The following is a 26,761-nucleotide window of genomic DNA, read 5'->3' on the forward strand; positions in this document are numbered from 1 at the left end:
CTTCCGTGACCCTGGTCGAGCCCGTTACCGGACCCGGCACACCAAGTATCGGGGCTTCCCCGAGATGAACCACGCGTATGGCGCCAGAATGCGAACATGCCGCAGCGCCCGGCGACGAGAAATACGTCATCGGGCACCGCGGCATTTCAAATGTGCTGAGGCTGGCTTGCGCCGGCGTCAGGACGCGAGGACCTCGTCGAGCAGAGCCTCGGCCTTGTCCTCGTTCGTGTTCTCCGCGAGCGCGAGCTCGCTCACCAGGATCTGGCGGGCCTTGGCGAGCATGCGCTTCTCACCGGCGGAGAGTCCACGCTCGCGCTCACGACGCCACAGGTCACGCACGACTTCCGCGACCTTGATGACATCGCCGGAGGCGAGCTTCTCCAGGTTTGCCTTGTAGCGACGCGACCAGTTCGTGGGCTCCTCGGCGTACGGCGCGCGCAGCACCTCGAAGACCCGGTCCAGTCCGTCCTGACCGACCACATCACGTACGCCGACGAACTCCGCATTGTCCGCTGGCACACGTACCGTCAGATCACCCTGGGCGACCTTCAGCACCAAGTAGGTCTTGTCCACGCCTTTGATCTGGCGAGTTTCGATGGCCTCGATCAGCGCGGCCCCGTGATGGGGATAGACCACGGTGTCGCCAACCTTGAACGTCATGTGACAGGTACCCCTTCCGTGGCTATCCAGAGTAACACGGAAACGGCGGGTTCTGAATGGCGTTTTCGCAGGTCAGGGCATATCTCGGGGCTTGACAACAGCAACAGGAACGTGCTGCGCGGGTCGAGCGGAAGAATGTATTCGCAGGTCGGAGCGGCTGTCCGGGGGAGGTGAAACCCGTACGTTACACACGTCCGGAGGCCCCTCCAGATGGCCGAACATCCCGATATGTCCGCTTCCAAGCGTGCGACTTCCGCTACTCCGTTCGGTGCGTGGAGGCGGGTGCGAGACGAATCCGGAATTGATCACAGGGGTGCCCGACCAGCCGGATGGTGATCAATTCAGCGGTTCAAGGATTCCTTCACGGAAAATCCCCTGGGCGCGGTCCGCGGTACTTATGTGAATGACGGACGAGCGCCAGGCCAATGTGACTCAAGGGTCACTTGTGGCCGCTGCGACTATGAAGAGGACGCCGCGAGGGGAGGGTCGGGTGCGGCGGCGCGGGAACGGCTCGGTAACCTGAGGCCGCTGACAGACACTTAGCGCGGCTTCACCGGCCGCCTCGCTCGAGTCAAGGAGTTACCGCCGCCGTGAGCAGCAGCCTTCGACGCGGTGCCCTCGCCGCCGCCGCCATCGCGTTCTCGATCGCCTCGCTCGCCGCGTGCAGCGCCGGCAACAACGCTCAGACCCTCCAGGTCAAGCCGGACAACGCGGCCACGACCGTCGGTGACATCAAGCTCCAGAACGTCGTGATCATCACCCAGCCGGACGCCGAGTCCGAGGGCCCGGCCGTCGTCTCCGCCACCCTCTTCAACCAGGGCGGCACCGCCCAGACGCTGGACTCGGTCACCGTCGCCGGTGCCGGTACCGCCGAGCTCGCGCCCGCCAAGGGCAGGGGCAAGGTGACCGTCCCGGCCGGTGGCTCCATCATCCTCGGCGGCAAGGGCAACGCCTCCGCCGTACTGAACGAGGTCGGCGAGTCCGTCCAGGACGGCAACGCGCAGAAGGTCACCTTCACCTTCAGCAAGACCGGTGACGTGAACCTGCGCGCCTTCGTCGTCCCGTCCGAGAGCTACTTCTCCACGTGGGGCCCGACCGAGATCCCGGCGACGCCGGGCGGCACGGCGAGCCCCACCGCGACGACCAGCGAGGAGCCGGGCGCCGGCACCACGGGCTCCCCCACCGAGACCGCGACGGGCACCCCGGCCGGCGGCACGGAGTCCTCGCCCGAGTCGACGGACACCGCGGCCGCCGGGCACTGAGCAGCCGTACGAGATCGCCGTACAAGATCGCCGTACGACGGAAAGGGCGGGACCTCACCAGAGGTCCCGCCCTTCCGCATCAGCTGTGTGGCTCGGTTTACGGCTCAAACTTGTAGCCGAGCCCCCGGACCGTCACCAGGTAGCGCGGCGCGCCCGGGTCGGGCTCGATCTTGGCGCGCAGGCGCTTGACGTGGACGTCCAGGGTCTTGGTGTCGCCGACGTAGTCGGCGCCCCAGACCCGGTCGATGAGCTGCATACGGGTCAGGACGCGGCCCGCGTTGCGCAGGAGCATCTCCAGGAGGTCGAACTCCTTGAGGGGCAGGTCGACCTTGGAGCCGGAGACCGTCACGACGTGGCGGTCCACGTCCATGCGGACCGGGCCCGCCTCCAGGGCGGCCGGGGTGACCTCCTCCGGCTCGCCTCGGCGGCGCAGGACCGCGCGGATACGGGCGACCAGCTCTCTGGAGGAGAACGGCTTGGTCACATAGTCGTCGGCTCCTATTTCCAGCCCGACGACCTTGTCGATCTCGCTGTCCTTGGCGGTCACCATGATGACGGGAACGTTGGAGCGGCCGCGCAGCTGACGGCAGACCTCGGTGCCCGGCAGGCCGGGCAGCATCAGGTCGAGGAGGACGAGGTCGGCGCCGTTGCGCTCGAACTCGTCGAGTCCGTCGGGCCCGGTGGTCGCGACGGCGACCTCGAAGCCCTCTTTGCGGAGCATGTACGACAGGGCGTCGGAGAAGGACTCCTCGTCCTCGACGACGAGCACTCGGGTCACGGAAGGACCTCCGGGGAGGGGAGCGGATCGTAAGAGGATGGCTGGGGGGTGGAGTCGTCGGGCTCGTCATCGAGACCGTCGAGGTCGGGGTGCTGGTGCGCGCGGTCGCGGGCGGCCCCCGCCTCCGGCAGTCGCAGGGTGAAGGTGGAGCCCTGACCCTCGGAGCTCCAGACGGTGACCTCCCCGCCGTGCGAGGCGGCCACGTGCTTGACGATGGCGAGGCCGAGGCCCGTGCCGCCGGTGGCACGGGAGCGGGCCGGGTCGACGCGGTAGAAGCGCTCGAAGATGCGCTCCTTGTCCTTGTCGGAGATCCCGATCCCCTGGTCGGTGACGGCGACCTCGATCATGTCACCGCCGGGCGCGTTCACCTGGCGGGCGGCTATCCCGACGCGGGTGCGGGCGGGCGAGTAGTTGACGGCGTTCTCGACGAGGTTGCCGAGGGCGGCGGCGAGCTGGCCTCGGTTGCCGTAGACGTGCAGGTCGGCCGTGCCTCCGGCGGCCATCGTGATCTGCTTGGTACCGGCCTGGTGCCGGCAGCGGTCGACGGCCTCGGCGACGAGTTCGTCGACGCGGACCGGTTCGGCGTCCTCGAGGGGATCGTCGTTCTGCACGCGCGACAGGTCGATGAGTTCCTGGACCAGGTTGGTCAGTCGGGTCGCCTCGATCTGCATGCGGCCGGCGAAGCGTTCCACCGCCTCCGGGTCGTCCGAGGCGTCCATGACGGCCTCGGACAGGAGGGAGAGGGCGCCGACCGGGGTCTTCAGCTCATGGCTGACGTTCGCGACGAAGTCACGCCGCACCGCCTCTATGCGCCTGGCCTCGGTGAGGTCCTCCACGAGGAGGAGCACCAGGCGGGAGCCGAGGGGTGCGACGCGTGCGGAGACCGCGAGGGCCTCGCCGCGGCCGGTGCCGCGTCTGGGGAGGTCCAGCTCCACCTGGCGTATCTCCCCGTCGCGTCGGGTGTCACGGGCCATCCGGAGCATCGGATCCACGGAGAGCTTGCCGCCGCGGACCAGCCCGAGGGCGTACGCGGCGGAGCTGGCCTTGACCACTCCGTCCGCCTCGTCCAGTACGACGGCCGAGGACCGGAGCACGGACAGGACGGTGTCCACACCCGGCGGAAGCACCGGGTCCGTGTGCAGCGAGGTGCGAGTGGGGCGTTTCTGTTCCCGCTCGCTCCAGCGGAACGCCAGCATGGCGATGACGCCGGTGAGTACACCGGCGATCGCTGCTGCTGCGGCGACCGCCGCGTTCACGTCCATGCACCCAGGTTAGGCATGTCAAGGGCTCCGGCCACAGCCGTCCGAGTGCGAGCTCGAACACTCGTCGCCCAGAGTTCACCTTGGAGCCAGTGATGGTTCATTTGGGGTGACGGAAACCGACGCGTACAGGGCGGAACGTGGGAGCGTGGGGTACGAAGCACCGGTTCTGCACGCGACAGGCGCGCCGGGCCCCGGCCCCCGGTGACCCCTGAAGATCACGTACGAGAGGGAATCCCTGATGCGGGACGCGTACCACGAGGAACTTGATTCGATCGGCGACGGTCTGGTGGAGATGGCCCGGCTGGTCGGGTCGGCGATCGGGCGCGCCACGACGGCGATCCTCGACTCCGACCTGAAGCTGGCCGAGAGCGTCATCGAGGGCGACCAGAAGGTCGACGACCTCCAGCACGAGCTGGAGGCCCGGGCGATAGCGCTGCTGGCCCGCCAGCAGCCGGTGGCGACGGACCTGCGGATCGTCGTCACCTCGCTCAGGATGTCGGCCGACCTCGAGCGCTCGGGCGACCTGGCCCAGCACGTGGCGAAGCTCGCCCGGCTGCGCTTCCCGAACCGGGCCATCCCGCACGACCTGCACGCGACCATCCTGGAGATGGGCCAGCTCGCGCAGCGGCTGATGGCGAAGGCCGCCGAGGTGATCGTCACCAAGGACGTCGACCTCGCGCTCCAGCTGGAGCAGGACGACGACGCGATGGACCTCCTCCACCGCACCCTCTTCCAGCACCTGATGGACGACCGCTGGAAGCACGGCATCGAGACGGCCGTGGACGTCACCCTGCTCGGCCGCTACTACGAGCGGTACGCCGACCACGCGGTCGCGGTCGCCAAGCGCGTGGTGTACCTGGTGACGGGTGAGCACGCGGACGATCTTCAGCAGGAGATCCAGCCGGTGGCGGGCGTGGAAGGGGCCTGAGCCCTCCGGGCGTGCGGGCACTTGTTCGGGGCGCTTGGGAGCCTCTGTGCGCCGTTGATGCGCCCGGCCGAACGGGCGTCCAATGGGCACAGTTACCAGCCTTGAGGAGGGACCATGGCCGACTCCCCCAACACGCCCGGTACACCACCCGACCCCACGCAAGAACGCCCGACCGAACAGCCCGCCGAGATCAGGAACCTGACCTTGATAGCCGCGTGCGGCTGCGGGTCGGGGTGTGGGTGCGGGTGCCAGTCGGGGAATCCGTGCCAGTGCGGGTGAACGGTTGACGGCGTAGGGCGCGGAGAGTTCCGTACGACGGTGAAGGGCTTCGGCATGGATGCCGGGGCCCTTTCTCCTTGACTGGCCCGGGCTGCCGTACGGGCGCACCCTGATAGGAGAGCAGGCGAACCACTCGCGCACTCGGGAACCCGGAAGGACAAGGAGGTGCGAGGCCATGACGCAGTTCATGGACGTCCACCACGGCTTCGAGGGCATCACGCCGGAGCAGCTGAGGGAGGCACACGACGCCGACCTCGCCATCGAGAAGGACGAGGGCGTGCACTTCGAGCGGGCCTGGGCGGACCCGGAGTCCGGCACCATCTACTGCCTCTCCGAGGCACCCTCGGCGGACGCGGTCCAGCGCGTCCACGAGCGGGCGGGGCACAGGGCGGACGAGGTCCATCAGGTGCCGCTGTCGGTCTGACGTTCCGTCATCGCCCTGGCTGACGGCGGTCGTCGGACCGGGGCGGTCATGGGAGGCCTGGGAGCGGCGACCGGGGAACGCGGGGTTATGAGCAGGGAACAGACAAGCCCCCTGCCGGCGGGGAAACCGCGGGCAGGGGGCTTGTCTCGTGGGGCCTATTTCTTCTTGCCCTGGTTCTTGACCGCCTCGATCGCCGCCGCGGCCGCGTCGGGGTCGAGGTATGTGCCGCCGGGCTTCAGCGGCTTGAAGTCCGCGTCGAGTTCGTACGACAGCGGGATGCCCGTCGGGATGTTCAGGCCCGCGATGTCGGCGTCGGAGATGCCGTCGAGGTGCTTGACGAGGGCGCGGAGGCTGTTGCCGTGGGCCGCGACCAGGACCGTGCGGCCGGTCAGGAGGTCGGGGACGATGCCATCGAACCAGTACGGGAGCATGCGGACGACGACGTCCTTGAGGCATTCCGTCTGGGGGCGCAGCTCCGGCGGGAGGGTCGCGTAGCGCGGGTCGTCGAACTGCGAGTACTCGGCGTCGCGGTCCAGCGGCGGCGGAGGGGTGTCGTAGGAACGGCGCCACAGCATGAACTGCTCCTCGCCGAACTCGGCGAGGGTCTGGGCCTTGTCCTTGCCCTGGAGGGCGCCGTAGTGGCGCTCGTTCAGGCGCCACGAGCGGTGGACGGGGATCCAGAGGCGGTCCGCGGACTCCAGGGCGAGCTGGGCGGTGCGGATCGCGCGCTTCTGGAGTGACGTGTGGACCACGTCGGGCAGCAGGCCGGCGTCCTTGAGCAGCTCACCGCCGCGGACTGCCTCCTTCTCGCCCTTCTCGTTGAGGTTGACGTCCACCCAGCCGGTGAACAGGTTCTTCGCGTTCCATTCGCTCTCGCCGTGGCGGAGGAGGATCAGCTTGTACGGTGCGTCGGCCATGCGTATGAGCGTAATCCAAGGGGTCGATCCCTTGTACGCCCGCTCGGCAGGCGGACGGTTGACGGGATCTGTTAATTGAGTGGCCTCCCCCAGCAGGGCTCTCGTAAGTTGTGCCTGCCGCCTGAGCCGCTTACACACGTTGCATCCGTGGGGGATCCGCCATGTCCGTCGCCGCCCTGAGACGTGCCACCCGCGAGACCGTCTCCGGACTCCCCCGCGAGTTCTGGTGGCTGTGGACCAGCACGCTCGTCAACCGGCTCGGCGCGTTCGTGGCCACGTTCATGGCCCTCTATCTCACGATCGACCGTGGCTACTCCGCCTCCTACGCCGGGCTCGTCGCCTCGCTGCACGGCCTGGGCGGGGTCGTCTCCTCCCTCGTCGGTGGCGTGATGGCGGACCGGATCGGGCGGCGGCCCACGCTGCTCGTCGCCCAGGCCTCCACCGCGGTCTCCGTCGCGCTGCTCGGGTTCGTGCACCACCCGGTCGCCATCGCCGGTGTCGCCTTCCTCGTCGGGATGGCCTCCAACGCCTCGCGGCCGGCCGTGCAGGCGATGATGGCGGACATCGTGCGGCCCGAGGACCGGGTGCGGGCCTTCTCGCTCAACTACTGGGCCATCAACCTCGGGTTCGCCATCTCCGCCATGGGTGCCGGGTTCATCGCGGAGGTCAGTTATCAGGCGGGCTTCCTCATCGAGGCGGGGATGACGGCCGTCTGCGCGGTCGTGGTGTTCCTGAAGCTTCCGGAGTCGCGGCCCACCGTGCAGAAGACCGAGGCCGAGGCCGGGTCGACCGTCGACGTCGGTCTCGGCACCGTCCTGCGCGACGGGCGCTTCATGAGCGTCGTCGGGCTGTCCTTCCTCGTCGCGCTGATCTTCCAGCAGGGCGCGGTCGGCCTCCCGGTGGCCATGGGCGAGGCCGGGTTCACGCCCGCCGAGTACGGCATGGCGATCGCCGTCAACGGCGTGCTGATCGTCGTTCTGCAGATCCCCGTCACCCGGTTCATCGAACACCGGGACGCCAAGCGGCTGCTGGTCGTCTCGTCGCTGCTCGCCGGATACGGCTTCGGCCTCACCGCCTTCGCCGGGTCGCTCGGCGTCTTCGCCCTCACGGTGTGCGTGTGGACGCTGGGCGAGATGATCAACGCGCCGACGCAGACGGGGCTGGTCGTCCGGTTGTCGCCGGTCAACGGACGGGGACGCTACCAGGGCATGTACACCCTGTCCTGGGCCGTCGCCGCCCTGGTCGCCCCCCTGATGTCGGGCGTCGTCATCGACCGCTTCGGCGCGGAGTGGCTGTGGGGGCTGTGCGCGGTCGTCGGGACGGTCGCCGCGGTGGGGTTCGGGACGCTGATGCGGCGGCTGCCGGCGGAGGGGGCGGCGGCAGCCGACGTCATCCCCGTCGGTACGGAACCGGAGGTCCGTACCGCCTGACGCCGACTCCGTGCCGAGCCCGCACTCCCCGGGGTATACAAGAAGGCGCGGTACGGGGGCCGTTGGGGCCGCTGGGGTGGGAGACAGGCATGACCGACACATCCGAGCTGATCTTCCTCAGCCATGCCGGACACGACGGCCAGTGGGCGGAGTGGGTGGCCTGGCACCTCCAGCAGGCCGGGTACGGCGTCGAACTCGACCTCTGGCACTGGCGTTCCGGCGAGGACTTCGTGAAGAAGATGACCGAAGCGCTGGAGCGGGCGTCCGCGGTCGTCGCCCTGTTCTCCCCCCAGTACTTCGCCCCGGGCCGGTACACCGAGGAGGAGTGGACCGCCGCCGTGGCCGGGCGGGACCGCTTCGTCCCGCTGGTCGTCGAGCCCCTGGAGCCGGGCCAGTTGCCCGCGATCCTCCGGCCACGGATCCGCCAGGAGCTGCACGACCTGGACGAGGCGGCGGCGCTCAAGGCACTGCTCGAAGCGCTGCGGGGACGGGACATCCCGACCGCCTCGCCGGCCTTTCCCGGCAAGGCGTCCCGTCCGACCAAGCACACTCGCTCATCGCCTCCGCAGGGTCTCCAGCCGCGCTTCCCGTCCGCCACCAACGATCCCGCCGTGTGGGACGTACGCCAGCGCCGCAACCCGCACTTCACCGGCCGCGACGAGGTCATCGAGAAGGTGCGCGGCGGCCTGGTCGGCGAGCGCCGGGCCGCCGTACGGGTCCTCCACGGGCCGGGCGGGGTCGGGAAGACCCAGGTGGCGCTGGAGTACGCGCACCGCTTCGCCGGGCAGTACGACCTGGTGTGGTGGGTCGACGCCGAGCAGGTCGAGCAGGTCCCGGCCCGGTACGCGGAACTCGCGGCCCATGTCGACGTGGCCAAGCCGGAAGCCGGTGTCGAGATCAACGCCCGGTACGCCCTCGAGTACCTGCGCGCCCACGACCGGTGGCTCATCGTCCTCGACAACGCCGAGGATCCGCGGCAGCTGCGCACCTGGCTGCCGGAGGGCTCCGGCCACGTGCTCATCACGGCGCGCGACCCGGCATGGAACAAGATCGCGCGAGGTCTCGCCCTCGGAGTTTTCAGCCGTACGGAGTCACTCGCCTACCTGGGTGGCCAACTGCCCACGCTGACCGACCACACGGCCGACGCGCTGGCCGACGCCCTCGGCGACCTGCCGCTCGCGCTGGCGCACGCCGCGGGCGCGCTCGGCGAGGGGACACCGCCCGACCACTACCTCCAGCTGCTCAGGACCAACACCGCCGAGCTCCTCAACGACGGGGAGGTCTACGACTATCCGGTCTCGGTGGCGGCCACGGTCACGATCGCCGCCGACCGTCTGGACGAGGGAAGTCCCGAGGCGGCGGCCCTGCTGCGCCTGGCGGCGTTCCTCGGGCCCGAGCCCATTCCGACGGCATGGCTCGTCGAGGCACGCGGGGCGCTGACCAGCATCCCCGGAGACCCGCACGACATCCGCTGGCCGAGGAACGCGCTGCAGCCGCTCGCCCAGTACGGGCTGGCGGTCGTCGGGCCCGACGCGTTCCAGGTGCACCGGCTCACGCAGGCCGTGGTGCGCCATGTCACAGCCGACCAGGCCGGGGGCCCGGTGCAGGACGTGGCCGCATTGCTGGCCTGCGTCGATCCCGGAGACCCGGACCTGCCCGAGGCCTGGCCGGAGTGGGCATCGCTCACGCAGCATCTGACGGCGACGTTGGATGCCATGATCGGCAGGGCTGAGCTGCGGTCGACGTTCCTGAAGGCCGCAAGGTACCTCGTGCGCAACGCGCAGCCCCAGGCAGCCCACAGCCTCGCCGGGACCGTGAATGATACGTGGAAGGTTTCTCTGGGCGAGGACGATCCCGACACGCTGCGCGCGGCACACCTGGTGGCCGTGGCCCTAACCGACATGGAAGAGTACGAAAAGTCGCTGCCCCTCATCGAGGACCTCCTGGAGAGACGGCGCAGAGTGCTCGGGGAAGAGCATCCCGACACGCTGAGCTCGACCCACGATCTGGGCATCACCCTGGGTGGACTGGGCAAGAACGCCGAGGCGTACACCATCCTCCGGGACGTGGCGGTACGTCGCGAGTCAACCCTGGGCAAGGACCACCTCGACGCCCTTCGCTCCGTCGCCAATTGCGGGTTCAGCCTGGTGCACATCGGCCGTCTCGACGAAGCCCACCAGGTACTGACGGACGTGTTGGCCCGATACCGGCGTGCGTTGAACGAGGACCACCCCGCTGCCCTCGACGCTTCAAGCTACTTGGGCATCGTCTTGTCTCATCTCGGCAGACACGTCGAGGCACTTCATATCCATACGGAAGTTCTGACGCGGCGTCGGCAGTTGCTGGGCGACAGGCACGAGGACACCCTCACCAGCGCCACAAACATCAGCAGGACACTCATCGACACCAGCCAGTACGCCAGGGCTGAGCAACTCCTGCGGTCCACAAGAACTCGCGTCCGGGAATCTCTCGGAACCGACCACAGCCTGTATCCCAGCGTCACCCTTGATCTGGCCGACGCCCTGGCAAGCCAGGGCAAGACCCACGACGCCCAACGCCTCCGCGCCTCCCTCAAGCACAAGAGGTCCCCGAAGAAGCGCACCCGCTGACCTCACGGATGCATCCGCGCTCCCTTCACCACCTTGTCCACCGCGTTCCGAGGCCCGTACACCGCCAGCCCCACAAGATCCAGCTCCGCCGTAGCTACGGCCCGCACCGCCGCCCGGTTGTCCCGGTCGTTCCCCGTCGAGAAGAGGTCGGATGTGAACAGGGCCCGTGGCAGCGCGCGGGACAGCACGCGCGCGTGGGCTGTCGTCAGGGTCTCCTTCGAGGCCTCGAAGACCATGACGGGCTGGCGGAACATCGGGAGGTAGGGCACGCCGTCGGCGTCCTCGTACGGGTCGCCGATCACCTCGGGGACCTGGGTGCCCAGGCCGCTGACCAGGAACGCGGTGACGTTCAGTCGCTGCCAGGGCTCCAGGTCGTCCCGCAGCAGGACGGCGATCTTGGTGTCGAAACGGATGGGTTCAGTGCTCATGCAGCGAGACTGCCGATCGCCGTACGCCACCGTCTTGTACGTTCTTTGCATGACCGCCCAGCGGAACGTCTCCGCCTGGCGCCCGCAGGTGCCGGGCATCGTCGAGGTCTTCCACGCCCACTTCACCGAGTACGCCTATCCGATGCACGTGCACGAGGCGTGGACGCTGCTCATCGTGGACGACGGGGCCGTACGGTACGACCTCGACCGGCACGAGCACGGCACCCCGCACGACACGGTGTCGCTGCTGCCGCCGCACGTGCCGCACAACGGCTCCCCCGTCACCCCGGACGGCTTCCGCAAGCGCGTGATCTATCTGGACGGCTCGCACCTCCCCGACGACCTCATCGGTGCCGCCGTCGACGGGCCCGATCTGCGGGATCCCGTACTGCGGCTGCGGGTCGGGCAGCTGCACGCCGCGCTGGCCCGGCCCGGGGACGAGCTGGAGGCCGAGAGCAGGCTCACGCTCGTGGTTGAGCGGCTGCGGGCGCATCTGCGGCCGAGTGCCGGCATCCCGGTCCCGCGCCGCGACCCCGTCCTCGCCCGGCGGCTGCGCGAACTCCTCGACGAACGGGTCGCCCAGGGGCTGTCGCTGGACGAGGCCTCGGGGCTGGTCCAGGCCCATCCCACCCATCTCGTACGGACGTTCAGTGCCGCGTACGGCATCGCGCCGCACCAGTATCTGAACGCCCGGCGCGTCGACCGGGCCCGCCGCCTGCTGCTCGCGGGGCGGGGGCCTGCCGACGTCGCCGCCGTCACCGGGTTCCATGACCAGGCCCATCTCACCCGCCACTTCAAGAAGCTGGTGGGGGTGACGCCGGGGCGCTACCGCGACAGCGGGGGGCGGGCAGGCCGTACGTGACCATCGAACAGGTGCGCCCAGGTGCCGGCGTCAGTCCGCGGACGCCCGCGTCAGGTGCGCGAACGCGTCGAGGTTGCGGGTCGGCTCGCCCCGGGAGACCCGCCACTCGTACTCCTTGCGGATGGCGCTCGCGAAACCGAGCTCAAGGAGGGTGTTGAAGCTGCCGTCGGCCGCTTCCAGGACCTGGCCGAGGATGCGGTCGATCTCGTCGGCGGTGACGGAGGGCAGGGGGAGCTTGCCCGTGACGTAGACGTCGCCGAGGGAGTCGACGGCGTAACTCACGCCGTACAGCTTGAGGTTGCGTTCGAGGAGCCAGCGGTGGACGCCGGACTCGTTCTCGTCGGGGTGCCGGATGACGAAGGCGTTCAGCGAGAGGGAGTGCCGGCCCACCAGGAGGGAGACGGTGGTCGACAGCTTGCGGGTGCCGGGGAGCTGGACGACGTAGTTGCCGGGTGCGGGGCTCTCCCATTCGAGTTCGGCGTCCCGGAGGACGCCCTCGATGACCTGTGCCGCCTTCTCTGCGTCAGCCATGGTGGGAGCGTACGCGACGCCGGTGGGACTGGGCCGCTGCCGTGTAGACGTCGGCCGTCGCGGCGGCCGCGGTGTCCCAGCCGAACGAGCGGGCGTGCCGGGCGGCGGCCTCGCCCATCCGGGGGGTCAGGTACGGATCGTCGGCGAAATCGGCCAGCACGCGCGCGTAGGCGGCGGGATTGTGCCCTTGTACGAGGATCCCCGTCCGTCCGTCGTCGACGGCCACCGGCAGCCCGCCGACCGCGGCCGCGAGCACCGGTGTGCCGGCCGCCTGGGCCTCTATGGCGACCAGGCCGAAGGACTCGCTGTAGGACGGCATGACGAGCACGGACGCGGCCCGGAACCAGTCGGCGAGCTGCTCCTGGCCGACGGGCGGGTGGAACCGTACGACGTCGGCGATGCCCAGGCGCGCGGCCAGCTTCTGCAGCCCCTCCGGCTTGGCGAGGCCACTGCCGCTGAGGCCGCCGACCACGGGGACGAGGAGGCGGGAGCGCAGCTCTGGGCGCTCGTCCAGCAGCACGGCCACCGCGCGCAGCAGCACGTCCGGGGCCTTGAGGGGCTGGATGCGGCCTGCGAAGAGGGGGATCAGGGCGTCCTGGGGGAGGTCCAGGCGGGCGCGGGCGGCGGCGCGGCCGTCGGCGGGGCGGAAGCGGTCGAGGTTGACGCCCGGGTGGACCACGGCGACGTTGGCGGGGTCGGCCGCGTAGTGCCGTACGAGTTCCTCGCGCTCCTCGGCGGTGTTGGCGATGAGGCGGTCGGCGGCGGCGACGATCTGGGTCTCGCCGATGACGCGGGCGGCGGGTTCGGGGGTGTCGCCGTCGGCCAGGTTGGCGTTCTTGACCTTGGCCATGGTGTGCATGGCGTGCACGAGGGGGGCGCCCCAGCGCTGGGCGGCGAGCCAGCCGACGTGGCCGGAGAGCCAGTAGTGGGAGTGCACGAGGTCGTAGTAACCGGGGCGGTGGCCGGCCCAGGCCTGCATCACGCCGTGCGTGAAGGCGCACAGCTGGGCGGGGAGCTCCTCCTTGGCGAGGCCCTCGTAGGGCCCGGCGTCGACGTGCCGGACCAGGACGCCCGGCGCGAGCTCCACGGTCGGCGGGAGGGCGGCGGTCGTGGACCGCGTGAAGATCTCCACCTCGATGTTGATCGCGGCGAGGCGCTGCGCGAGCTCCACCATGTATACGTTCATGCCGCCCGCGTCGCCGGTGCCCGGCTGGTGCAGCGGTGAGGTGTGCACGGAGAGCATGGCGACCCGGCGTGGCTTGCGGTGCAGCCTGAGCCGGGGGGGTGCGGCCGACGAGAGCCGCCCGAGCCTGGTCACGTACTGGCTCACGTGGCGTTCCTCCTCGCTGCGGGCATGCCTGACGGAGGGTGTGGGGCGCCCTCCAAGGTGATGCAACGCCGGAGGACGTCACTCCATTTCCGCCGGGCCGAGATTTGCCGAATCATTACCAGGTGTCGCTCAACCGTTCGATGGTCGGATGCGTGGGGCATCACCTGGGGTGCTTGATGTCATCGGCATGCCCTTGGCATGTCATCGCCTCCGGGTGCCCGCATACCCTCGTACCCATGACTCCCCGCGCCGCCACCCTCCCCCACTCTCGGCTTCGCTCGAGCGGGGGGACCCCCATCATGGGCACGGTGACGCGCGGGACGACCAATCCCAACCGGCTGCGGCGCATGGACCGCTGGATCGCGGCGACGCACGGCGGCGACCTGCGTCGGGCGAAGGACGCCCCCGTCGCCGTCGACCTCGGCTACGGCGCCGCCCCCTGGACGGCCGTGGAACTGCTGCACCGCCTGCGTACCGTCGCTCCACGCGCGCGCGTGGTCGGCGTCGAGATCGACCCGGCGCGGGTCGCGGCGGCGACGCCGTACGAGTGCGACGGGCTGGCCTTCCGGCACGGCGGCTTCGAGATACCGGTCCCCGGGCGGCTCCACCTCGTGCGCGCCGCGAACGTCCTGCGGCAGTACGACGAGGCCGAGGTGGCCGCCGTATGGGAGCGGCTGTGTTCCCGTCTCACCCCCGCGACGGGCGACTCCCGTGGCGGACTGCTCGTCGAGGGGACCTGCGACGAGATCGGGCGCCGGCACGTGTGGATCGCGCTCGGCCCCCAAGGGCCGCGCACGGTCACCTTCGCGACCCGGCTGGGCTCTCTGGAGCGGCCCTCGGACCTCGCCGAGCGGCTGCCGAAGGCGCTGATCCATCGCAATGTGCCGGGCGAGCCGGTGCACGCCTTCCTGCGCGACTTCGACCGCGCGTGGGCGGCGGCCGCGCCCTACGCGTCGTACGGCGCCCGCCAGCGGTGGATCCGGGCGGTGCGGAACCTCAGCGCCGACTGGCCGGTGACGGACGGGCCGGGGCGGTGGCGGCAGGGGGAAGTGACGGTGGCGTGGGGCGCATTGGCGCCGCGGGCCTAGAACTCCACGCGCCCTGGCCTGCGGGGAACGATCTCCGTGAGTCGTTCGTCACACAGGCGGGGAGATCGTCTTGGAGGGGCAGGAAAGGGGGGAAGGACTGACTCTGTCGTCGTGTACGGCGACCTCTGTCGTTTTGCGCGGGTACGTGGCACGATCCCCCAGGCGTCGTAAGTTACTGACGGTCAATCAGTTTGGGGGCACTGGTATGGGGACGGGCAAGCGTGGCCTGATGGCGTCGGCCGTGACCGTGGTCTGCGCGGTCACCGTACTGGCGGCACCGGGTACGGCATTCGCGAACCCGACACCGACACCGAGTGGGAGCGCGTCCTCGACCGTCCTGTCCAACAAGGGCCTTGAGGCCGTACGCGCACAGCTCGACAAGCTCTACCGCGAGGCGGCCGCCGCCACGGACGCGTACAACGCGGCCGAGGAGAAGGCGAAGACACAGTCCGCGCAGATCGTCGAGCTGGCCAAGAAGATCGTCCAGGGCCAGGAGAGGCTGGGCGAGCTGAAGGAGCGGGCCGGCGCCGCGGCCCGGGCCCAGTACCGCGGCGGCGGACTGCCGGACGAGGCCCATTTGATGCTCAGCGACAACCCGCAGGAGTTCCTCGACGGCGCGGGCCGGGTCCTCCAGGGCCAGCGCGCCACCAAGGGCCTGATCGCGGAAATGACCCAGACCCAGCAGGACTTGGAGCAGTACGCGAAGGACGCCTCCGCCCAGTGGGAGAAGCTGGAGACGGGCCGCACGGCCAAGGCCGCCGCCAAGAAGAAGATCGAGAAGCGGATCGCGGCGGCCGAGGAGCTCGAGTCCCGGCTGGAGGAGGACGAGAAGAAGCGCCTCGCCGAACTGGAGAAGCAGGCCGCGCTCAAGGCGCAGACCGCCTGGCTCGACTCCGGCGTCCTCGACAAGACCGGCGGCAGCGCGACCGCACAGGGCAAGAAGGCGGTGGAGTACGCGACCGCCCAGATCGGCAAAGCGTACGAATGGGGCGCCGAGGGCCCGAAGACGTACGACTGCTCCGGCCTGACCTCACAGGCCTGGGCGAGCGCCGGCAGCGCCATTCCGCGCACCTCGCAGCAGCAGTGGCAGCAGCTCACGCGGGTCGACGTCGGGGACATGCAGCCCGGCGACCTGATCATCTACTTCGACGACGCCAGTCATGTCGCGATGTACGTGGGCGACGGCGCGATCATCCACGCCCCTCGGCCGGGGCGGACGGTGACGCTCGCGGGGGCGGGGTCGATGCCGATACTCGGGGTGGTGCGGCCGAATGCGTGAGGGTGTGCGTGGGCCGTCCCAGCAGGCGGTGACGTACGCCACGTGACCTGGCCCACGCTCAACAGCCCGCCAAACGCACTCCGGACGTGACGTTCGTCATCCTCGGCCCGGGACCGGCCTGTCCAACTGCGGTACGGATCGCGGCATATGACAGCGGCGAGCGTCGACGCGGCGTGCCTCACACCATTCCGTTGCGGTGCCGACAACCGCTATGGTCCCCGTCGGTAGGTCGAGGTCCCTCGCCCTGCCGTGCCCTCGGGGGGAGGGAAGGAACCAAGACGATGCCCGCACCCATACCGCGGCAGAGAGCGATCCCGGCCGTGGAGAGTGGTCAGGCGCAGGCCGCGTCCCCAGGCGACGGCCCCTCCAAGAAAGAGGCCCCGCGCCCAACAAGCCCGACCGGGAACACGACGGCCGGCAACCCGACGGCCGGCAACCCGACGGCCGGCGACACCGGCCGCACCGCCGCCACCCGGACGAACAGCGTGACCGGCGCCGCGACCGACTCGCTCGGCACCGCGGGCGCCGCCGGCACCACCCTCACCCTCCTGGTGATCGAGGACGACCCCGGCGGCTCCACCGTCGTGCCCGAGCTGCTGGACGCCGCAGGCAAGCCCATCCGCGTCCGCGCGGCCCGGAACCTCACCGAGGCCGAGCGGCTGCTCACCGACGACGTCCACTGCATCCTGCTCGACCTCGCGCTGACCGCGCCCGGCCGCTCCGATGACGACGACGAGCTCGCCGTACTCAAACACGTGCTGGAGCTCGCGCCCCGGCACGCCGTCCTGGCCCTCACCGCGTCCGGAGACGCCGAGCGCGGCGCCGAGGCGGTGCGCGTGGGCGCCCAGGACTATCTCTTCCGGGACGAGCTGGACAGCCGGCTGCTGAGCCGGGCGATCCGGTACGCGGTGGAGCGGAAGCGTTCCGACACGGCCGAGCGTCGGCTCGCCGAGGGCCGGATGCGCGCGCAGGAGAACCGCCGCCTGGAGCGCGGGCTGCTGCCCACGCCCCTCCTCGACGGCTCCTCGCTCCGCTTCGCCGCCCGCTACCGCCCCGGCCGCTCGCGCGCGCTGCTCGGCGGTGACTTCTACGACACCGTCCGCACTCCGGACGGCACCGTCCACGCCATGATCGGCGACGTCTGCGGCCACGGCCCGGACGAGGCGGCGCTCGGCGTGGAGCTGCGCATCGCCTGGCGCGCGCTGACGCTGGCGGGCCTGTGCGGCGACGAGCTGCTCGGCACGCTCCAGCAGGTCCTGGAGCACGAGCGCGCCGACGAGGAGATCTTCGCGACCCTGTGCACGGTCGACATAGCGCCGGACGGCCGCCGTGCGGGCCTGTGCCTCGCCGGCCATCCGTCGCCGCTGGTCGCCCGCCCGGGCCGGCCGGCCCAGCTGCTGCCGTACGACAACAACGGCCCCGCGCTCGGGCTGCTGCCGGGCGCCCGCTGGCCGCGTATGCAGGTGGAGCTGGGGGCCGAGTGGAGTCTGATGCTCTACACCGACGGCCTGATCGAGGGCCGCGTCGGCGACAGCGGCGAGCGGCTCGGCCAGGAGGGCATGGTGCGGATGGTCCGCCGCCAGCTGTCCGAGGGCCTGCGCGGCGAGCAGCTGCTGCGGGCGGCGGTCAACGAGGTCCGCGACCTCAACGGGGGCGAGCTGACGGACGACGTGGCGGTCGTACTGCTGGACCGGGTCGCCTGAGCACCGGGCCTCAGTACGGGTCGGCCGACCGGAGTCTGGTGGCCGGTCAGCGTCCGCCGTTGTACGGCCCGTAGGGTCCGTCGCTGCTGGAGCCGCCCCGGCGGCTGCGGCCGCCACCCGGGAGGCTGCGGAGCGCGGGCCGTACGTCGACCATGTACACGATGGTCGCGATGAGGCCGATGATCGGCAGGAACGACAGGATCGGGAAGAGCAGGTTCACCACGAAGGCGATGCCCAGGATGATCAGCCAGAACGGCTTGGTCTTCTTGTCGGCCGCCCGGTAGCCGTCCTCACGGCGCGTGGCGGCGTCGATCAGCGCGAAGCCGCTGAACACGATCAGGGCCATGCTCAACAGCCACATGAAGTCCGAGAACCCCTGCATCAGCACTACGTCCACCACCAGACTCGGCTCGTCCCTACCCGGTCACCGTACCCGCTCCCACAAGCCCGCTACCCGATGAACGGGCCGGGCACTCAGAGAGTGCCCGGCCCGTTCGGATACGCGGTGACTTCGCCGACGCGGTTACTTCGCGGGCGGCGTGGTCTTCTTGGCGGTGGTCTTGCGGGCGGCCGGGGCCTTCTTGGCCACGGGCTTCTTCGGCGGCGCGGGCTCGGCCTTGGCCTCGGCGGGCTTCGGCTCCTCCTTGACCTCGACCGGCTGCGACACCGGCTCGGCCTTCGGCTCGACGGCGACCGCGAGTTCCTCGATCTCCTCGGCGGCCTCGCCGCGCCAGACCTTCACGGTCTGCTCGCCGCGCTCGGCGACCTTCTCGTAGGTCTCGCGGGCCTTGACGGCGTACTCGGCGGCGACGCCGACGCTGCGCAGGGCGAAGTCCTGGGCGGTCTCGCCGAACTTCTTCAGGTCCGCGTCGATCGTGCTGCCGAACTTCTTCAGGTCACCGTCGAGGGTGCCGATGAACTCGCCGACCTTGGCCTGGATGCTCTCCTGAGCCTCCTTGGCCTTGGCACTCGCCTCCTTGGCGCGCGCCTGGGCCTTCTCCTGGACGGCCTTCGGGTCGGTGTTGCGAACGGCCTCGATCCGCGCCGGCGCCTCGGCGCGCAGCTGCTCCACCAGGCCCGGCACCTTCTTGGCCTGCTCGAGGGCCAGGTCGGCGGTGCCGGCGGCGAAGTAGAGCGGAGTCGGGTCGCTGAGGGTCTTGCGCAGGTCGTCGGTGATGGCCATGGTGATGGTCCTCCCGGATTCTCTTTCGGCTGAGGGTTTGTGGTTCGCAGTCAGGCGGCCGGTGCCCTGGTCCGGCTCAACTGGCCGTCTGCTGCGGGTCGGCGTCATTGCCGCCGGTCGTGCGGTTACGGCGGGCGGCGGACTTGCGCCCACCTGCCGTGCGGGTCTCTCGTACGGCGCTCTCGCCGTCCTGGGCGTCCACGGCACCGTCGCCGCGAGCATCGGTGTCGACGACGACGTCGTCCGTCGCGTCCCCGTCGCCGGCTATGTCGTCGGCTATGTCGCCGGCTATGTCGATCCCGAACCCGTTCTCCCTGCGGAAGGACTCGTAGATCTGGAGCAGCACCTGCTTCTGCCGCTCGTTCAGCGTGGGATCGGCGAGGATGGCCGCACTGGTCTCCACCTCGTCCCGGTCCCGCTCGGCGTCGAGGATGCCGGCCCGCACGTACAGCGTCTCGGCGGAGATCCGCAGCGCTTTGGCGACCTGCTGCAACACCTCCGCGCTCGGCTTGCGCAGCCCGCGCTCGATCTGGCTCAGATACGGATTGGACACCCCGGCGGCATCAGCGAGCTGCCTGAGCGACAGCTGCGCGGTGCGCCGCTGTTCGCGCAGGTACTCACCAAGATTGCCGACGTTGAGCGATGCCATGCCCCCACCTTGCCCCACCCCCGCTAACTATTGCAAGCACCCGCTTGCAAAAGTGTGTCACGCCACGGTGAGAGGACCGGTACCGGCGGCCCCCGACGCCTCCACGAGCACCTCCCCGGCCGCCGTCCGCACGTACAGCACCGACCGCCCGGCCCGCCGCCGCTCCACCAGCCCCGCCTCCAGCAGTACCCGCAGATGCCGCCCCACCGACCCCAGCCCCTGCCCGGTGACGGCGACCAGCTGGGTCGTGCTCAGGGGAGTCCCGAGCAGCGTCAGCAGTCCGGCCCGCGCGGTCCCGATGAGCGCCCCGAGCCCGGCCGGGAGGGGCCGCCGGTCGTGGTCCTCGGCGAGCACCCCGAGACACGGGTAGACGACGGCGTACCGCTCCCTTCCCTCCCAGGAAACCCACCCGTTCTTCGGCGTCACCGGCATGAACAGCAGCTCGGCCCCGGCGGCGATCTCCCGCGGCGGATAAGCGTTCAGGTTGACCTGGAACCTGCTCTCCCCGACCCACCGCGTCCCCGGCCGCAGCGAGTCCAGCACGGCCGCCCAGCCGCCCTGGCTCACACGCGCGGCCCGCGCGACCATGTCGGCCTCCAGCACGCGCCGCCGACGCTCCCAGTACGGCCGTACGGTCTCCTCCCAGACGTACGTCAGGAGCGCGGTCGCCCGCTCGGGCAGGTCGTCCCGCTCCAGGGCGGCGGGGAGCGGGCCCCGCAGGGACACGCGGAGGTGGCCCGTGCCTCCCCCGCCCCGGCCGCCCGCACCCGGGCCACGGTCTCCTCGAAGCTCTCCCCGACGCACGAGGTGGGGCAGAAGAAGTCGGCGATCCAGGACGCGCCGAGTGCCGCCCGCACGAGCGGCGCGGCCACCGGGTCGGCCGCCAGGCGCGCGCGGTAGCCGGGCAGGTGCGCGCGCAGCCAGGCCTCCTCGCCCGGATGGGCACCGGTCCCCGCGTGCAGCAGCTTCAGGCTCGCGAAGGTCTCGGCGAACGGCGAGAGCACGAACCGGCTGCGGGCGAGGGTGTCCGTGTCGATCTGCCACAAGCCCATGCGGATGACCTTTCGCATCTCGGCGAAACAGTAAACACGGCCCCCGGGCCGCTCCGAGACTTCGACCCATGCGCAGCTACCGCTCCCTGTTCCGCACCCCGGAGTTCACCCCGTACCTGCTCTCCTTCGGCACGTTCGCCGCCGGTCAGACGATCGGCGGCCTGGCCCTCGCCACGCTGGTCTTCCGGGCCACCGGCTCCCCGTTCCTGTCGGCCGTGAGCATGGTCGGCCCCCAGCTGGCCCAGTTGCTGGGGGGCGCGTTCCTGCTCTCGGCCGCCGACCGCCTGCCCCCGCGCGCGATCCTCACCGCCCTCGCGCTCGCCTTCGCGGCCGGCACGGCGGTGCTGGCGCTGCCCGGCCTTCCGATCTGGGCGGTCTTCGCCGTCGTACTCCTGCAGGGCCTGGTCGCGTCGCTGGGCGGAGGAGTGCGCGGGGGACTGCTGAACGAAATCCTGTCCAAGGACGGCTATGTCCTGGGCCGTTCGGTGTCCAACATGCTCTGGGGCCTGACGCAGATGGCCGGTTTCGCGACGGGCGGCGCACTGCTGGCGCTCCTGTCCCCGCGAACCTGCCTGCTCCTCGCGGCGGCGCTGTACCTGCTGTCGGCCCTCGTCACCCGCCTCGGCCTCACCGCCCGCCCGCCGCGCTCCTCGGGCCGCCCGTCCCTCTCGGCGACCTGGCGCACCAACTCCCTCCTGTGGTCCTCACGCCCCCGCCGCCTGACGTACCTGGGCCTGTGGGTCCCCAACGGCCTGATCGTCGGCGGCGATTCGCTCTACGTCTCCTACGCCCCCGAAGCCGCCGGCACGCTGTACGCGTTCGGGGCGCTGGGCATGTTCGTGGGCGACATGGCGGTGGGCCGCCTGGTACCGCCCGCGGTGCGGCCCCGCCTCGCGACCCCGCTGCGCCTGCTGCTGGCGGTTCCCTACCTGTTCTTCTTCCTACGGCCGGGAGTGGCGCTGTCGGCCGTGGCCATCACCGTCGCCTCCGTCGGCTTCGCCGCGAGCCTGGTCCTCCAGGAACGCCTGATGTCCCTCACCCCCGACGACCTCGCGGGCCAGGCCCTCGGCCTGCACGCGACCGGCATGGCCGCCCTGCAGGGCGTCGGCACCGCCCTCGCGGGCGCCCTGGCCCAACTGACCTCGCCGGCCACGGCGATGACGCTCATGGCCGCCGGATCGGTCACCGTGACTCTGACCCTCGCGGCGCTGGGCAGCCACGAGGAACGACAGCCGACCGTCCCCGATGCGCGTCCGGGCGGCGTCCCGTCGGAACCCGCCGCCGCGGACTAGACCGCATGGGGTGCGGGCCGGGCGCCGCCTCCTCGTATCAGGCCTACCTCGCGAGTTCCGCAGGTTCGTCCAGCCGCGTCAGCTTCTGCGGGTTTCTCATCACTTGAAGTGCTCTCCCGGCGGAAGCCGGGAGATTCCCTCCTACCTTGCGGTAGCGGGCTTGACGCGCTTCGCGCGCCTTCTCGATCCGGCCCGCGGGCGCGCCGTTGAGGCATATGGTCGCCGTCTCGAACGCGGCCACCACCTGGTTCGCGCGCGAACAGCTTCGCCACGGCCTGCTGCTCCGGCCGGCTCACCTGAACCCGCGGCCGCCGGGCCGCCACATGCTCGCGGGCCCGCCGGGTGCGCGAATGTGACACCCACCGCCACCGCCACCGCGGACCCGCCGTCTAGGGTGCGGGAATGATCTCGCAGACCTACCTCTCCGAACTGTTCTCGCTGGACGGCCGGACCGCCGTGGTGACGGGTGGCAGTTCCGGCATCGGCCGGGCCATCGCCGGGGCACTCGCGCGGGCGGGGGCGAGCGTGGTGGTCGTGGCACGCAAGGAGCCGGAACTGGCCGCCACGGTCGACGAGTTGGTGGCGGACGGCTGCCGGGCGGCCTGGGTGAGCGGCGACTTGAGCACCCGCGACGGGGTGCGTGCGGCGGCGGAGCAGGCGGCCGGGGTGTTCGGCGAGCCCGACATTCTCGTCAACAGCGCCGGGATCAACCTGCGCCCGCCGATGAGCGAGCTGGACGAGGACGTGTGGGACACCACGATGGCGGTGAACCTGGAGGCGCCCTACCTCTTGGGCCGGCGGTTCGGGCCCGGCATGGCCGAGCGCGGCTTCGGGCGGATCATCCACATCACCTCCCAGCAGGCGCACCGGGCGTTCGTCCAGAGCGGCGCCTACGGAGTCTCCAAAGGGGCGCTGGAGTCGCTGGCCCGCTCGCAGGCCGAGGCGTGGTCGCCGCACGGCGTCACCTGCAACACGCTGGTGCCCGGCTTCGTCATGACCCCGCTCAACACGCGGCTGTCGTCCGACCCGGAGAAGGTGGCGGCGCTGGCCGCACGCACGATGGTCGGGCGCAACGGCCTGGCCGAGGACTTCGCCGGAGCGGCGGTGTTCCTGGCGGGCCCCGCCTCCGGCTACGTCACCGGGCAGGCGATCTTCGTCGACGGCGGGTTCTCGGTGCACTGAGCCTTGATGCCGGACCCAGGCGCGAGGTGCGACGCCCGCGTGATGTTGGATGCCCCCGTGACCATTCATGACGTGGCCCGCCGCCTGCCCGGCATACGTACGCTTCGCGATCACTGCCGGTCGATGGCGATGCTGGAGGCGATCCTCAGCCCGGACTGGGACAACCGGTACTACTCGTTCGACGCGCACTGGTCCGACGGGGAGGAGGTGGCCTCGATGCGGAACGGATCGGGCGACGAGTTCTCCGTCGTCTTCTCGGCCGCCGGGGCGTACGTCCGCGGCTTTGCGCACGAGTCGCCCATGAGTCCCTACGTCGGTGACGGGCCGTGGCCCGGCGTGCTGGACGAGGTTCCGGAGGTCTTCCGTGCGTACGTCGAGGAGGACGCGTTCTCGGACGAGGACGGGATGCCGGTCGTGACCGCTTGTGCGTGGCGGGAGGCCGGTGACGCGGCGTGGCGGGCGGGGACGATCGCGTTCCCTGACGGGGGCGGCGGCGATCCGGACGGCTCCGGGTATCTGTTCCGGCTGCTGGTCGACCGGTCCGCGGAGGCGTTCCGGGACTTCGCCGAGGACTGCCACGAAGTCCCCGTGTCCCTCGCGGCCGTTCGGCACGTGTGGGCGCTGAAGCCGCTCACCGACGAGGTCGTGACGGCTCTGGCCCCCGGCGGCCCCGACGCCCCCGAGATGTCCCTCGACAGCCTGGCACCGGACATCGCCGGAATCGGCTACCCGACGGGCGGCGGCACCGGCAGCTGACGTCGGCCTGGCCGCCGTACCCACTTTTTTGTGGGTACTTGGCAGCGCCCGCCGCACGACCGAGGCTGGTGTCTGCCATCAAGGAGTCGCCAGTTTCTCCAGGCGACGGTGGCCCCAGTCGGAAAGGGGGGCAAGAGCCTCGGAGAGTTCCAGGCCGAAGTCGGTCAGGGAGTACAGGGTTTTCAGCGGGAGTACGTCGTGCACCTCCCGGTGCACCAGTCCGTCCGCCTCCATCTCGCGCAGCGCCTGAGTCAGCACCTTCTCGCTGAGCCCGGCCAGCAGGCGGCGCAGCTCGGCCGGGCGGTGCGGGCCGGACTCCAGCTGCCACAGCAGCGCGGTCTTCCACTTGCCGTCGATCACGGCGATCGCGGCGGTCACTCCACAGACGTTCAGGTCCTGAGCACGTCCGCGCGTCATCTTCGTCCCCACTCGTCTCGTCATCCATCACCTGCGCCGGTTCGCGGATTTCCCGTTCGGTTCCCGTCGCAATTCCCTTTGCCTTAACAGGAGTTCAAGCATGCCCACGTATTCCGACACCGACCAGTCTGCCCTCACCGCCACCGTCACCGTGCTCGGCCTGGGCCCGATGGGCCGTGCCCTCGCCGGCGCCTTCCTGGACGCCGGCCTGCGGACCACCGTATGGAACCGCACGCCCGGCAAGGACCAGGAACTGCTCGCCCGCGGAGCGACCGGCGCGGCCTCCGCCGCCGAGGCGGTCGCCGCGAGCGGGCTGACCGTCGTCTGCGTGGTGAACTACGACGCGGCCGACGGCATCCTGCGGGACGCCGCCGTCACCGACGCCCTCAAGGGCCGTACGGTCGCGAATCTGACCGCCGACACCCCCGACCGCGCCCGGCAGGCCGCGGACTGGGCGGCCGCCCACGGCATCCGCTACCTGGACGGCGCGATCATGACGCCGACCACCACGATCGGCACGCCCCACGGGGTGTTCCTGCACAGCGGCCCCGAGGACCTCTACCAGGAGCACCGCCCCGTACTGGACGCCCTGGGCGGCACCCACACCCACCTCGGCGAGGACATCGGCCGGGCCGCCGCCCACGACATCGCCCTGCTCGACATCTTCTGGACGTCGATGGCGGGCTACGTCCACGCCCTCGCGATGGCCCGGGCCGAGGGCATCACCGCCCGCGAACTGGCCCCCTTCGCGCAGGGCATCGCCGCGATCCTCCCGCCGCTCTTCGCGGAGTGGGCGGACGACGTCGACAGCGGCACCTACTCCGGCGAGGGCAACCCGATCACCTCCGGCGTCTCCTCCATGTCCCACATCGTCCACGCCTCCGAGTCCCACGGCATCGACGCGAGCGTGATGCGCGCGGCCGAGGGCCTCGCCCGCCGCGTGGTCGGCCTCGGCCACGGCGAGGACGGGTTCACGCGGGTCACGGAGCTGCTGGGGCGCCGCTGAGCCGAAGCCGAAGCCATTCCGCCACGGCCGCGAAGTCCCCGTCGGTGAGCCCGTGACGGTGGTCCACCCGGTGCAGCAGGGCCGGGGCCAAGTGGTGGGCGGCCGCCCACGCCCGGTCGACGTCGGTGATCTCGTCGTCGAGCCAGACGAAGGGCCGGTTTCCCGCCCAGTCGACCAGAGGCCGCGTCTTCCAGTGCAGACCGGCAGGCCCGCCCCCGTCGTCCTCCTCGCCCGGCCAGTCCACCAGGGGCAGCCGCGGGCCGAGCGCGGGGTCGACCCGGTCGAGCAGCGGATGTGCGACGGCCTCGGCGGACGGAGGCCCCAGGAAGAGAAGCGTCAGGGCACTCGCCTCCCTCGCGACGCCCTCGTCAGGACGGAGAAAAACCCACTGGTACCGACCACGACAAGGACGCTACCGTGCCCTCATGACTGCCGGGTCGGCCTTGTGCCGTGAGCGAGTTGGGTGCCCGGCCTCTGAGTGAGGCCGGGGTGGGCCAGGGGCCCGCCTTCTTCTCTGCGCATTTCCCCAGGAATTTCCCAGGACGGAAACCAGCGACAGAGAAGGTACACAAAAGAATGCCCAACGAGTTCAACCAGCAGGTCATCGACGAGTTCCGCGCCAACAAGGGCCGTATGAGCGGTTACTTCGAAGGCGCCCGGATGATCCTGCTCACCACCACCGGCGCCCGCACCGGTACCCCGCACACCACCCCCGTCGTCTACCTCCCCGACGGCGGTGAGCGCATCCTCGTCATCGCCTCGGCGGGCGGTGCGCCCACGCATCCGCACTGGTATCGCAACCTCCTCGCGCAACCCCGGGCCACCGTGGAGAGCGGCGCGTTCACGTACGAGGCGCGGGCCGTCGTACTGGAGGCCGAGGAACGGGACCAGGCCTTCGCGCGGGCCGTCGAGGCGGAGCCGGGCTGGGCGGCGTATCAGGAGAAGACGGAGCGGGTGATCCCGGTGGTCGCCCTGTACGAGGTCGCGCAGGGCGGCCCGCCGAACATCAATGCCGGGTCCATGGGCGAGGCGATCAAGGTCGTCCACGACGCCTTCCGGCGCGAGCTCGAACAGATCCGGAAGGAGATGAGCGGCACAGGCGTCTCGACTCTCGGCGCCCAACTCCGCGTCAACTGCCTCACCTTCTGCCACGGCCTGCACAACCACCACACCGGCGAGGACCTCGGCATGTTCCCGGTCCTCGCCGACCGTCACCCGGAATCCGCCCCCGCGCTGGCGCGACTGCGCGAGGAGCACGAGCGGATCGCCGCCCTCGTCGAAGACCTGCGCCGGGTCGTGACCGCCGAGGACGCGGACCCGGCCGCCGCCCGGGCGGAAGTCGAGCGGCTCACGACGGAACTCGAGGCCCATCTGACGTACGAGGAGGAGCAGTTGGTGCCGCTCCTCGACGGGCTCCGCAACGGGCCCCGCGACGCGTGAGGCCGTAACCCGCG

General features: G+C 70.7%; 25 protein-coding genes and 2 pseudogenes. 14 read left to right on the forward strand and 13 right to left on the reverse strand.

Annotation, left to right across the window (positions count from 1 at the left end; translation table 11 throughout):
* Window positions 1-177 precede the first annotated feature (177 nt).
* Complete coding sequence (locus QFZ76_RS24235; RefSeq protein ID WP_003953493.1) at window positions 178-660, reverse strand: CarD family transcriptional regulator; 483 nt, start codon at window positions 658-660, stop codon at window positions 178-180.
* Window positions 661-1,250: 590 nt separating this feature from the next.
* On the opposite strand from QFZ76_RS24235, the gene QFZ76_RS24240 reads away from it, so the two are divergent.
* Window positions 1,251-1,922, forward strand: coding sequence for a copper chaperone PCu(A)C (locus QFZ76_RS24240; RefSeq protein ID WP_307675721.1), 672 nt, complete (start codon window positions 1,251-1,253; stop codon window positions 1,920-1,922).
* 97 nt (window positions 1,923-2,019) lie between these two features.
* Here QFZ76_RS24240 and QFZ76_RS24245 read toward each other — a convergent pair whose 3' ends face one another.
* Both QFZ76_RS24245 and QFZ76_RS24250 read right to left on the reverse strand, forming a co-directional pair.
* On the reverse strand, window positions 2,020-2,700 hold the full coding sequence (locus QFZ76_RS24245; protein ID WP_015659563.1) for a response regulator transcription factor: 681 nt from the start codon (window positions 2,698-2,700) through the stop codon (window positions 2,020-2,022).
* Window positions 2,697-3,962, reverse strand: coding sequence for a cell wall metabolism sensor histidine kinase WalK (locus tag QFZ76_RS24250; protein ID WP_307675722.1), 1,266 nt, complete (start codon window positions 3,960-3,962; stop codon window positions 2,697-2,699). Before QFZ76_RS24250 ends, QFZ76_RS24245 begins: the two co-directional genes overlap by 4 nt.
* Before the next feature lie 238 nt (window positions 3,963-4,200).
* On the opposite strand from QFZ76_RS24250, the gene phoU reads away from it, so the two are divergent.
* Entirely contained in the window at window positions 4,201-4,890 is a 690-nt protein-coding gene (gene phoU / locus QFZ76_RS24255; RefSeq protein ID WP_307675723.1) for a phosphate signaling complex protein PhoU, read from the forward strand.
* A gap of 454 nt (window positions 4,891-5,344) precedes the next feature.
* A complete protein-coding gene (locus QFZ76_RS24260) occupies window positions 5,345-5,593 on the forward strand; it encodes an SCO4226 family nickel-binding protein (RefSeq protein WP_307675724.1) in 249 nt (82 codons plus the stop codon).
* A gap of 155 nt (window positions 5,594-5,748) precedes the next feature.
* On the opposite strand, the gene QFZ76_RS24265 is transcribed toward QFZ76_RS24260, so the two are convergent.
* Window positions 5,749-6,510, reverse strand: a complete 762-nt coding sequence (locus QFZ76_RS24265) for a phosphoglyceromutase (RefSeq protein WP_081218054.1) — start codon at window positions 6,508-6,510, stop codon at window positions 5,749-5,751.
* A gap of 161 nt (window positions 6,511-6,671) precedes the next feature.
* Between QFZ76_RS24265 and QFZ76_RS24270 the strand changes: the two genes are divergently transcribed.
* Window positions 6,672-7,940, forward strand: coding sequence for an MFS transporter (locus tag QFZ76_RS24270; protein WP_307675725.1), 1,269 nt, complete (start codon window positions 6,672-6,674; stop codon window positions 7,938-7,940).
* Window positions 7,941-8,029: 89 nt separating this feature from the next.
* The gene (fxsT, locus tag QFZ76_RS24275; RefSeq protein ID WP_307675726.1) at window positions 8,030-10,549 is read left to right on the forward strand and encodes an FxSxx-COOH system tetratricopeptide repeat protein; all 2,520 of its coding nucleotides are present in this window, start codon (window positions 8,030-8,032) and stop codon (window positions 10,547-10,549) included.
* A 2-nt stretch (window positions 10,550-10,551) separates the two neighbouring features.
* On the opposite strand, the gene QFZ76_RS24280 is transcribed toward fxsT, so the two are convergent.
* A complete protein-coding gene (locus tag QFZ76_RS24280) occupies window positions 10,552-11,028 on the reverse strand; it encodes a DUF2000 domain-containing protein (protein ID WP_307675727.1) in 477 nt (158 codons plus the stop codon).
* Between QFZ76_RS24280 and QFZ76_RS24285 the strand changes: the two genes are divergently transcribed.
* Window positions 11,027-11,839, forward strand: coding sequence for an AraC family transcriptional regulator (locus QFZ76_RS24285; protein ID WP_307675728.1), 813 nt, complete (start codon window positions 11,027-11,029; stop codon window positions 11,837-11,839). The genes QFZ76_RS24280 and QFZ76_RS24285 overlap by 2 nt on opposite strands.
* Before the next feature lie 30 nt (window positions 11,840-11,869).
* Here QFZ76_RS24285 and QFZ76_RS24290 read toward each other — a convergent pair whose 3' ends face one another.
* Together QFZ76_RS24290 and mshA are read right to left on the reverse strand one after the other, a co-directional pair.
* Complete coding sequence (locus QFZ76_RS24290) at window positions 11,870-12,370, reverse strand: YbjN domain-containing protein (RefSeq protein WP_307675729.1); 501 nt, start codon at window positions 12,368-12,370, stop codon at window positions 11,870-11,872.
* Window positions 12,363-13,700 carry a D-inositol-3-phosphate glycosyltransferase gene (gene mshA / locus QFZ76_RS24295; protein WP_307675730.1) on the reverse strand — a complete coding sequence of 446 codons (1,338 nt, stop codon included), beginning with the start codon at window positions 13,698-13,700 and terminating at the stop codon, window positions 12,363-12,365. Before mshA ends, QFZ76_RS24290 begins: the two co-directional genes overlap by 8 nt.
* A 299-nt stretch (window positions 13,701-13,999) precedes the next feature.
* Between mshA and QFZ76_RS24300 the strand changes: the two genes are divergently transcribed.
* The 3 genes from QFZ76_RS24300 (at window position 14,000) to QFZ76_RS24310 (ending at window position 17,770) form a co-directional block, all read left to right on the forward strand.
* Window positions 14,000-14,788 carry a class I SAM-dependent methyltransferase gene (locus QFZ76_RS24300; protein ID WP_307675731.1) on the forward strand — a complete coding sequence of 263 codons (789 nt, stop codon included), beginning with the start codon at window positions 14,000-14,002 and terminating at the stop codon, window positions 14,786-14,788.
* Between the two features lie 205 nt (window positions 14,789-14,993).
* On the forward strand, window positions 14,994-16,067 hold the full coding sequence (locus tag QFZ76_RS24305) for an NlpC/P60 family protein (RefSeq protein WP_307675732.1): 1,074 nt from the start codon (window positions 14,994-14,996) through the stop codon (window positions 16,065-16,067).
* 281 nt (window positions 16,068-16,348) lie between these two features.
* Entirely contained in the window at window positions 16,349-17,770 is a 1,422-nt protein-coding gene (locus QFZ76_RS24310; protein WP_307675733.1) for a PP2C family protein-serine/threonine phosphatase, read from the forward strand.
* A gap of 46 nt (window positions 17,771-17,816) precedes the next feature.
* Here QFZ76_RS24310 and QFZ76_RS24315 read toward each other — a convergent pair whose 3' ends face one another.
* From QFZ76_RS24315 to QFZ76_RS24330, 4 genes and pseudogenes are all read right to left on the reverse strand, one after another.
* Window positions 17,817-18,152, reverse strand: a complete 336-nt coding sequence (locus QFZ76_RS24315) for a DUF2516 family protein (protein ID WP_266448352.1) — start codon at window positions 18,150-18,152, stop codon at window positions 17,817-17,819.
* Window positions 18,153-18,293: 141 nt separating this feature from the next.
* The gene (locus tag QFZ76_RS24320; protein WP_307675734.1) at window positions 18,294-18,953 is read right to left on the reverse strand and encodes a hypothetical protein; all 660 of its coding nucleotides are present in this window, start codon (window positions 18,951-18,953) and stop codon (window positions 18,294-18,296) included.
* 76 nt (window positions 18,954-19,029) lie between these two features.
* Window positions 19,030-19,602: a helix-turn-helix domain-containing protein gene (locus QFZ76_RS24325; protein WP_307675735.1), complete on the reverse strand. Its 573-nt coding sequence runs from the start codon at window positions 19,600-19,602 to the stop codon at window positions 19,030-19,032.
* Window positions 19,603-19,659: 57 nt separating this feature from the next.
* A pseudogene (locus tag QFZ76_RS24330) lies at window positions 19,660-20,654 on the reverse strand (ArsR/SmtB family transcription factor).
* Between the two features lie 68 nt (window positions 20,655-20,722).
* Between QFZ76_RS24330 and QFZ76_RS24335 the strand changes: the two are divergent.
* The 3 genes from QFZ76_RS24335 to QFZ76_RS24345 all read left to right on the forward strand — a co-directional run bounded on the left by QFZ76_RS24335 (window position 20,723) and on the right by QFZ76_RS24345 (window position 23,884).
* The gene (locus QFZ76_RS24335; RefSeq protein WP_307675736.1) at window positions 20,723-21,946 is read left to right on the forward strand and encodes an MFS transporter; all 1,224 of its coding nucleotides are present in this window, start codon (window positions 20,723-20,725) and stop codon (window positions 21,944-21,946) included.
* Window positions 21,947-22,348: 402 nt separating this feature from the next.
* Window positions 22,349-23,128 carry an SDR family NAD(P)-dependent oxidoreductase gene (locus tag QFZ76_RS24340; protein WP_307675737.1) on the forward strand — a complete coding sequence of 260 codons (780 nt, stop codon included), beginning with the start codon at window positions 22,349-22,351 and terminating at the stop codon, window positions 23,126-23,128.
* Between the two features lie 57 nt (window positions 23,129-23,185).
* Window positions 23,186-23,884, forward strand: coding sequence for a hypothetical protein (locus tag QFZ76_RS24345; protein WP_307675738.1), 699 nt, complete (start codon window positions 23,186-23,188; stop codon window positions 23,882-23,884).
* Window positions 23,885-23,962: 78 nt separating this feature from the next.
* Here QFZ76_RS24345 and QFZ76_RS24350 read toward each other — a convergent pair whose 3' ends face one another.
* On the reverse strand, window positions 23,963-24,301 hold the full coding sequence (locus tag QFZ76_RS24350) for a helix-turn-helix domain-containing protein (RefSeq protein WP_307680114.1): 339 nt from the start codon (window positions 24,299-24,301) through the stop codon (window positions 23,963-23,965).
* Window positions 24,302-24,401: 100 nt separating this feature from the next.
* Here QFZ76_RS24350 and QFZ76_RS24355 point away from each other — a divergent pair, with 100 nt between their 5' ends.
* Window positions 24,402-25,307 carry an NAD(P)-dependent oxidoreductase gene (locus tag QFZ76_RS24355; RefSeq protein WP_307675739.1) on the forward strand — a complete coding sequence of 302 codons (906 nt, stop codon included), beginning with the start codon at window positions 24,402-24,404 and terminating at the stop codon, window positions 25,305-25,307.
* On the opposite strand, the pseudogene QFZ76_RS24360 reads toward QFZ76_RS24355, so the two are convergent.
* Window positions 25,282-25,617: pseudogene (locus QFZ76_RS24360) on the reverse strand (hypothetical protein); the annotation flags it as partial. The gene QFZ76_RS24355 and the pseudogene QFZ76_RS24360 sit on opposite strands and share 26 nt — an antisense overlap.
* A gap of 266 nt (window positions 25,618-25,883) precedes the next feature.
* Here QFZ76_RS24360 and QFZ76_RS24365 point away from each other — a divergent pair.
* Window positions 25,884-26,747, forward strand: a complete 864-nt coding sequence (locus QFZ76_RS24365) for a nitroreductase/quinone reductase family protein (RefSeq protein ID WP_307675740.1) — start codon at window positions 25,884-25,886, stop codon at window positions 26,745-26,747.
* Window positions 26,748-26,761 lie beyond the last annotated feature (14 nt).

Source organism: Streptomyces sp. V4I2 (genome assembly GCF_030817655.1).
GTDB classification, from domain to species: Bacteria; Actinomycetota; Actinomycetes; order Streptomycetales; family Streptomycetaceae; genus Streptomyces; species Streptomyces plumbiresistens.

Bases quoted from the DNA above. Each gene is read 5' to 3' on its own strand.
- QFZ76_RS24235 (WP_003953493.1), bottom strand. From the start codon at position 660: ATGACGTTCAAGGTTGGCGACACCGTGGTCTATCCCCATCACGGGGCC.
- QFZ76_RS24250 (WP_307675722.1), bottom strand. From the start codon at position 3,962: ATGGACGTGAACGCGGCGGTCGCCGCAGCAGCAGCGATCGCCGGTGTA.
- phoU (WP_307675723.1), top strand. From the start codon at position 4,201: ATGCGGGACGCGTACCACGAGGAACTTGATTCGATCGGCGACGGTCTG.
- QFZ76_RS24260 (WP_307675724.1), top strand. From the start codon at position 5,345: ATGACGCAGTTCATGGACGTCCACCACGGCTTCGAGGGCATCACGCCG.
- QFZ76_RS24265 (WP_081218054.1), bottom strand. From the start codon at position 6,510: ATGGCCGACGCACCGTACAAGCTGATCCTCCTCCGCCACGGCGAGAGC.
- QFZ76_RS24270 (WP_307675725.1), top strand. From the start codon at position 6,672: ATGTCCGTCGCCGCCCTGAGACGTGCCACCCGCGAGACCGTCTCCGGA.
- fxsT (WP_307675726.1), top strand. From the start codon at position 8,030: ATGACCGACACATCCGAGCTGATCTTCCTCAGCCATGCCGGACACGAC.
- QFZ76_RS24285 (WP_307675728.1), top strand. From the start codon at position 11,027: ATGACCGCCCAGCGGAACGTCTCCGCCTGGCGCCCGCAGGTGCCGGGC.
- QFZ76_RS24280 (WP_307675727.1), bottom strand. From the start codon at position 11,028: ATGCAAAGAACGTACAAGACGGTGGCGTACGGCGATCGGCAGTCTCGC.
- QFZ76_RS24290 (WP_307675729.1), bottom strand. From the start codon at position 12,370: ATGGCTGACGCAGAGAAGGCGGCACAGGTCATCGAGGGCGTCCTCCGG.
- QFZ76_RS24300 (WP_307675731.1), top strand. From the start codon at position 14,000: ATGGGCACGGTGACGCGCGGGACGACCAATCCCAACCGGCTGCGGCGC.
- QFZ76_RS24305 (WP_307675732.1), top strand. From the start codon at position 14,994: ATGGGGACGGGCAAGCGTGGCCTGATGGCGTCGGCCGTGACCGTGGTC.
- QFZ76_RS24310 (WP_307675733.1), top strand. From the start codon at position 16,349: ATGCCCGCACCCATACCGCGGCAGAGAGCGATCCCGGCCGTGGAGAGT.
- QFZ76_RS24315 (WP_266448352.1), bottom strand. From the start codon at position 18,152: ATGCAGGGGTTCTCGGACTTCATGTGGCTGTTGAGCATGGCCCTGATC.
- QFZ76_RS24320 (WP_307675734.1), bottom strand. From the start codon at position 18,953: ATGGCCATCACCGACGACCTGCGCAAGACCCTCAGCGACCCGACTCCG.
- QFZ76_RS24325 (WP_307675735.1), bottom strand. From the start codon at position 19,602: ATGGCATCGCTCAACGTCGGCAATCTTGGTGAGTACCTGCGCGAACAG.
- QFZ76_RS24335 (WP_307675736.1), top strand. From the start codon at position 20,723: ATGCGCAGCTACCGCTCCCTGTTCCGCACCCCGGAGTTCACCCCGTAC.
- QFZ76_RS24340 (WP_307675737.1), top strand. From the start codon at position 22,349: ATGATCTCGCAGACCTACCTCTCCGAACTGTTCTCGCTGGACGGCCGG.
- QFZ76_RS24350 (WP_307680114.1), bottom strand. From the start codon at position 24,301: ATGACGCGCGGACGTGCTCAGGACCTGAACGTCTGTGGAGTGACCGCC.
- QFZ76_RS24355 (WP_307675739.1), top strand. From the start codon at position 24,402: ATGCCCACGTATTCCGACACCGACCAGTCTGCCCTCACCGCCACCGTC.
- QFZ76_RS24365 (WP_307675740.1), top strand. From the start codon at position 25,884: ATGCCCAACGAGTTCAACCAGCAGGTCATCGACGAGTTCCGCGCCAAC.